Origin of the sequence: Hansschlegelia beijingensis, assembly GCF_045505405.1 — a bacterium.
GTDB lineage: Bacteria > Pseudomonadota > Alphaproteobacteria > Rhizobiales > Methylopilaceae > Methylopila > Methylopila beijingensis_A.
The window spans coordinates 1-6,163 of the sequence record NZ_JBJKEX010000179.1 but is presented as its reverse complement, the minus strand read 5'-3'; the positions used below and the strand labels follow the sequence as shown (position 1 = coordinate 6,163).

The 6,163-nt window shown below is 69.3% G+C and carries 4 protein-coding genes and 1 pseudogene; 4 read left to right on the top strand and 1 reads right to left on the bottom strand.

Annotated elements, in window-relative coordinates; translation table 11 throughout:
• Positions 1-303 precede the first annotated feature (303 nt).
• The 4 genes from ACIKT0_RS11615 (at position 304) to spt (ending at position 5,902) form a co-directional block, all read left to right on the top strand.
• Positions 304-2,118 carry an ABC transporter ATP-binding protein gene (locus ACIKT0_RS11615; protein WP_407105498.1) on the top strand — a complete coding sequence of 605 codons (1,815 nt, stop codon included), beginning with the start codon at positions 304-306 and terminating at the stop codon, positions 2,116-2,118.
• A 35-nt stretch (positions 2,119-2,153) separates the two neighbouring features.
• The gene (locus tag ACIKT0_RS11610) at positions 2,154-3,872 is read left to right on the top strand and encodes a fatty acyl-AMP ligase (protein WP_407105497.1); all 1,719 of its coding nucleotides are present in this window, start codon (positions 2,154-2,156) and stop codon (positions 3,870-3,872) included.
• A gap of 465 nt (positions 3,873-4,337) precedes the next feature.
• Positions 4,338-4,589 (top strand): acyl carrier protein, encoded by a 252-nt coding sequence (locus ACIKT0_RS11605; protein WP_183396492.1) that lies wholly within the window; start codon positions 4,338-4,340, stop codon positions 4,587-4,589.
• Positions 4,589-5,902 carry a serine palmitoyltransferase gene (gene spt, locus ACIKT0_RS11600; protein ID WP_407105496.1) on the top strand — a complete coding sequence of 438 codons (1,314 nt, stop codon included), beginning with the start codon at positions 4,589-4,591 and terminating at the stop codon, positions 5,900-5,902. The genes ACIKT0_RS11605 and spt overlap by 1 nt, the downstream gene beginning before the upstream one ends.
• On the opposite strand, the pseudogene ACIKT0_RS11595 reads toward spt, so the two are convergent.
• Positions 5,820-6,163 (bottom strand): annotated as a pseudogene (locus ACIKT0_RS11595) (hypothetical protein); the annotation flags it as partial. The gene spt and the pseudogene ACIKT0_RS11595 sit on opposite strands and share 83 nt — an antisense overlap.

The window sequence follows — 6,163 nt, the reverse complement described above, 5'->3', positions numbered from 1 at the left end:
CGGCCGGCAGGCCGAGCGCGCGCGCCGCGCCGAGCACCTGCGTGCGGTTTCCGGGTCGGTCGTCGGTGAGCAGCCAGATCGTCGGGCCGGTCCGCTGGTGGCCTTGGGGCATGACGCTTTCGTCGGGACGCGCGGGACCGCGGCCCGCCTGGCCCTCAATGCGGCCGCGACGGCGCCTCGTCAACGCGAAGGTCAAGCGGCTCGGCTTGAGGCGCGGCGCTTTTCCCCATAGGAGAAGCTCCGCACGACGAGCGGCCCGCCGCCCGTCCCCGGCGCGGCCGCGCCGCCTCGAACAAGGCCGCCATGTCGATCGCCTCTGAGCACGATACGCCGTTGAAACAGCGGAAGGCGCCGCTTTACACGCTGCGCCGCATCGTGACCGTCATCCCGCTCCGGCGGACGCTCGCCATCCTGGGCTGCCTGGTGTTCGCCGGCGTCGCCGAGGGCCTCGGCGTCGCGAGCCTGCTGCCGCTGCTGTCGGCCATCGGCCCGGAGGGCGGCGCGCCCAAGGGCGTCAGCGGCCAGATCGTCCAGGTCATCGAAGGCATGGGGCTGGAGCCGACGCTCGGCTTCTTCCTGTCGCTGCTGGTCGGCGGCATGCTGATCAAGGCGGCGCTTACGCTGCTCGCGATGTACCGGGTCGGCCAGGCCACCGCCGACGTCGCCAACAAGATGCGCCTCGACCTGATCGACGCGCTGCTGGCCGCCCGCTGGGGCTATTACGTGCGCCAGCCGGTCGGCCGCTTCTCGGCCGCGCTCAGCGCCGAGTCCAGCCAGGCCGGCGAGGCGTACAACGCCGCCGCCCGGTTCTCGGCGGAGGCCATCCAGGTCGCGACCTATGTGGTGGTCGCCACGCTGATCTCGTGGCGGCTCGGCCTGCTGTCGCTCGGCATCGGCCTGCTGATGGTGCTGACGCTCAACCGCTTCATCACCATCGCCAAGCGCACCGCGCGCAAGCAGAAGCGGCACATCCGCGCGCTCGTCGCCGGCCTCGTCGACCTGCTGGTCGGCATCAAGCCCATGAAGGCGATGGGCCGCCACGCGCGGTTCCAGGCGCTGTTCGAGCGCGACGCCAACCGCATCCGCCGCGCGCAGGTGAAGCAGTCCTTCGCCCGCGAGGCCAACAAGGCGCTGCAGGAGCCGTTCCTCGCCATCTTCCTGGCCGGCACGATCTATGTCGCGGTCGGCCTGTGGGGCATGTCGCCCGGCCACGTGCTCGTCATGGCGCTGGTGCTCGCCCGCGTCGTGACCTCGATCGGCAAGGCCCAGCAGGCGCTGCAGGCGGTGCGGATCGCGCAGGCGGCGTTCTCGGCGATCGCCAACATGATCGACGGCGCCCGCGCCATGCGCGAATCCGACTCCGGCGGCCGGCCGCCGAGCCTCGAGCGGGGCATCGCGTTCCGCGACGTCTCCTGCGCGATCGACGGCGCGCCGATCCTCAGCGACGTCAGCTTCGAGATCGGCAGGGGCTCCGTCACCACGCTCACCGGCCCCTCGGGCGCCGGCAAGACCACGACCGTCGACGTGCTGCTCGGGCTTCACGAGGCGAGCAGCGGGGTGGTGCTGATCGACGGCCAGCCGCTGCCGGAGATCGACCTCGCCGCGTGGCGGCGGATGATCGGCTACGTGCCGCAGGAGCTGATCCTGTTCCACGACACGCTGCGCGCCAACCTGACGCTCGGCAATCCCGACTATTCCGACGAGGACGTCGCGCGGGCGCTCGCCGGCGCGGGCGCCGCGGGCTTCGTCGCGAGCCTCCCCGAGGGGCTCGACACGGTGCTGGGCGAGCGCGGCGCACGGCTCTCGGGCGGACAGCGGCAGCGCATCGCGATCGCGCGCGCGCTGATCCACCGCCCGAAGCTTCTGATCCTCGATGAGGCCACCACCGCGCTCGATCCCGAGACCGAGGCCAACATCGTCCGCAACGTCATCGAGCTCGCCCGCTCGACCGGCCTCACCGTCCTGGCGATTTCTCATCAGCCCGCCTGGGAGCGGGCCTCCGACATGGTGGTCCGGCTGGAGCGCGGCCGGCTTGTCGCGATTGACAGGCCGGGCTCGGGATGGTCGACCGCCACCGACGACGAAGCCGCGCGCGCAGCCGCTGACGGAGTCGCCTGACGGCGGCCGCAGCGGTCTCTCAACGAGGATTTCGAATGACTGATCTCGCCGAGCCCGCCCTCTCGAAGGCGACCGCGGCGGACGCGGACCGCACCATCCTGGACGCGCTCGAGGCGGCCGCGCTGAGCCCGGAGGGCTTCAACTTCCATTCCGGCAAGGGCGTGCTGACCACCGCCCTGCCCTATTCGCAGCTCGTCGCCGACGCGCAGGCGCTCGCCGCCCGGCTGCTCGGCGCGGGGCTGAAGCCCGGCGACCGCGTCGCGCTGATCGCCGACACGGAGCCGGACTTCGTTCGGCTGTTCTTCGCCTGCAGCTACGCCCGCATCGTGCCAGCGCCGATGCCCCTGCCGATGGCGTTCGGCGGCCGCGAGGCCTATCTGGCGCATGTCCGCCGCATGATCGAATGCGCCGACGCGCACGCCGCCTTCGCGCCGGCGGCGATGCGGGACTGGCTGGTCGAGGCTGCCGCCGGCCTGCCGCTCGCGCTGGTCGGGACCATTGAGGACCTGGCCGCGGTGGAGCCCGCGCCGGGCGAGCTGTCGCGGCCCGCGCTCGACGATTTCGCCTATCTGCAGTTCTCCTCCGGCAGCACGCGCTTCCCGAAGGGCATCTGCGTCACGCACCGCGCCCTGATGGCGAACGCGACCGGCATCAGCCGCCACGGGCTGGTGGTGCGCGAGGGCGACCGCTGCGTCTCGTGGCTGCCGTTCTACCACGACATGGGTCTGGTCGGCTTCATGCTGACGCCGATCGTGGCGGGGCTCACGGTGGACTACCTCGCGACCCGCGACTTCGCCCGCCGGCCGCTGCTCTGGCTCGAGTTGATCGCCCGCTACAAGGCGACGATCTCCTACAGCCCGAGCTTCGGCTTCGAGCTCAGCGCGCAGCGCGCCGCGACCCTCGATCTCGGCGATCTCGACGTGTCGTCCTGGCGCTGCGCCGGCATCGGCGGCGACATGATCCGGCCGCACGTGCTGCGGCGCTTCGCCGACCGGTTCCGCCGCCATGGCTTCGACCTCGACCGCTACGTGGCGAGCTACGGCATGGCCGAGGCGACGCTGGCGCTGACCTTCGCGCCGCTCGGCGAGGGCCTCAGGGCCGAGACCGTCGATCTCGACCGACTGGAGAGCGAGGGCGTCGCGACGCCGCCCGAGGCCGAGGGCGCCCGCTCGCGCGAGTTCGTGTTGTGCGGCCCCGCGCTGCCCGACCATGAGATCGAGGTGCGCTCGCCCGACGGCGCCAGCCTGCCGGAACGGCGCGTGGGCCGCGTCTTCGCGCGCGGCCCGAGCCTGATGCGCGAGTATTTCCGCGAGCCGGAGGCGACCGCCGAGACCATCTCGCCGGACGGCTGGCTCGACACCGGCGACCTCGGCTATTTCGCCGACGGCCAGCTCGTGATCACCGGGCGGGCCAAGGACCTGATCCTGGTGAACGGCCGCAACGTCTGGCCGCAGGATCTGGAATGGACCGTCGAGAGCGAGATCGAGGGCGTGCGCAGCGGCGACGTCGCGGTGTTCTCGGTCGATTCCGACGACGGCGAGGAGGTCGTGGCGCTGGTCCAGTGCCGCCTCTCGGCCGAGGAGGCGCGCGCGGCGCTGGTCGAGCAGGTCGGCACGCTGCTGCGGCTACGGTTCGGCACGCCGGTGACGGTGCGGCTCGTCGGCGCTCACGCGCTGCCCGTGACCTCCTCCGGAAAGCTCAGCCGCAGCCGCGCGCGGGCGCTCTATCTCTCGCTGCTGGCCGAGGGCGCCTGAACACATTCGGCGCCGGAATGTTTCAATCGCGCGCATTCCGCCGCCTCCATCCGTACCTGTCGCAATGACGAGGCCCGTCAACGCTTTCCCCGAAGGCGTCGGCGGCCCGCCGGGGACTGACCGAACGGTTCGGTCAGCCTGCCGAATTCGCGAGAAATTTGAGGCGATTGCGATGAAGCGAGATGATCCGGCGGTCAGCCGCAGTTTCGCCGCTTCGTCAGGGATCCGCCCGAAGGTCTGCCGCAGGAGGCGATTACGACATTTCGGCAACACTTCGCGCGCATCCTCCGGGGGCTCCTTTCGGGGGTCGCGCGATTCGTGTTTCAGTCGGGATATCAGCCTGTAACATCCTGCATTGATTAGTGTTTCCCCAACGGCCTCTTGAACTTTACAGCGCCGCGCCGGGTTTCTAGTTTGCCGCCGTCGACTTAGGTCTGCAGTGGCGAGTCTGCCAAGGCCTTAAGAATGACGGAAGACAGAGTCGCCCTCATTTCCGAGATTTCGGAAGTACTAGAGACCGTGACGAATAAGGCGATCGAGCTGAAACCGGGCATGAACATCGTGAATGATCTCGGGTTGGACTCGATCGCAGTGATGAACTTTTGCATGGCACTGGAAGATCGGTTCGATATCTCGATCCCGTTGCATGACATGGCCAGCGTCGTGACGGTCGACGACCTCGCGTCGACGATCGAGACGCTGCGGAGTAATGCGTGATGGCTATTCTCGACAAGTTCTCCGGCCTCGCTGCCCGCTATGAGCAGCTGAAGTCGAGCGGCGGCGACCCCTTCTCGATCCAGTTCGACGACATCATCTCGTCCGTCGAGGGCGTGGTGAAGGGCAAGCGCACCCTGCTGTTCGGCACCAACAACTACCTGGGCCTGACGTTCGACCCCATCTCGATGGAGCGGTCGATCGACGCCATCCGCAAGCACGGCACCGGCACCACCGGCTCGCGCATCGCGAACGGCAGCTACCGCGAGCACGAGAAGCTGGAGCGCGAGCTCGCCGACTTCTACGGCCATGAGCACTGCATGGTGTTCTCGACCGGCTATCAGGCGAACCTCGCGATGATCTCGACGCTGGTCGGCAAGGACGACCATCTGATCATCGACGCCGACAGCCACGCCTCGATCTATGACGCCTCGCGCCTCGGCCATGCGCCGGTGGTGCGCTTCCGGCACAACAATCCCGAGGATCTGGCGAAGCGGCTGGCGCGGCTGAAGGACCAGCCGGGCGAGAAGCTGATCGTGGTCGAGGGCATCTATTCGATGCTCGGCGACACCGCGCCGCTGAAGGAGTTCGTCGACGTCAAGCGCGAGTTCGGCGCCTACCTGATGGTCGACGAGGCGCATTCGATGGGCGTGCTCGGCCAGCGCGGCCGCGGCCTCGCGGAGCGCGAGGGCGTCGAGGAAGACGTCGACTTCGTGGTCGGCACCTTCTCCAAGAGCCTCGCCAGTGTCGGCGGCTTCTGCGTCTCCAGCGTCGAGGGCTTCGACATCCTGCGGCTCGCCGCCCGTCCCTACATGTTCACGGCCTCGCTGCCGCCGGCGATCATCGCCTCGACGCTGTCCGCGCTCGAGACGCTGCGCAACGAGCCGCAGCGCCGCGCCAAGCTGCGGGCCAATTCGCGCCGCTTCTACAACGGCCTGAAGGACGCCGGCTTCACGGTCGGCCCCGAGGCGAACCCGATCGTCGCGGTGATCCTCAACGATCCGGCGGTCGCCACCATGTTCTGGAAGCGGCTCGTGGACGAGGGCATGTACCTCAACCTCGCGCTGCCGCCCGCGACGCCGAACTCCTCGGCCTTCCTGCGCTCGAGCGTGAGCGCGGCGCACACCGAGGAGCACATCGACTTCGCGATCGCGCTGATGACCCGCGTCGGCCGCGAGTTCGGCATTCTTCCGGAAGCGCCGGAATACTCCAACGTCACCCCGTTCCCGCGCGTCAGCGCAGAACGCCTTTCCGCCAGAGCCGCCACAGCGCCGGCCCGGCGGCGAGCAGCGGATGTCGGCGCTGGAATGGCGTGACCTCCACGCGGTGGCCCGAGTGCCGCTCGATCTTCCAGGCGAGGTAATCCACCCCGCCTGAAAACGTGAAGGCGGCTTTCGCGAGCCGCGCCAGATTGAGGGGCTTGGCGATCCGCTTGCGGCGGCGCCAGGCCCTTTCTGCATCCGCCCGCTGATGAATGCCGGTCACCGTGTAGTAGCGGCCCGCATGTTCCGGGAGCAGAGATGCTCCGTCGAGCGCATAGGTGAGCATGCGCTCGTCGACCAGCAGCATGTTGTTCG

Bases quoted from the DNA above. Each gene is read 5' to 3' on its own strand.
- ACIKT0_RS11615 (WP_407105498.1), top strand. From the start codon at position 304: ATGTCGATCGCCTCTGAGCACGATACGCCGTTGAAACAGCGGAAGGCG.
- ACIKT0_RS11610 (WP_407105497.1), top strand. From the start codon at position 2,154: ATGACTGATCTCGCCGAGCCCGCCCTCTCGAAGGCGACCGCGGCGGAC.
- ACIKT0_RS11605 (WP_183396492.1), top strand. From the start codon at position 4,338: ATGACGGAAGACAGAGTCGCCCTCATTTCCGAGATTTCGGAAGTACTA.
- spt (WP_407105496.1), top strand. From the start codon at position 4,589: ATGGCTATTCTCGACAAGTTCTCCGGCCTCGCTGCCCGCTATGAGCAG.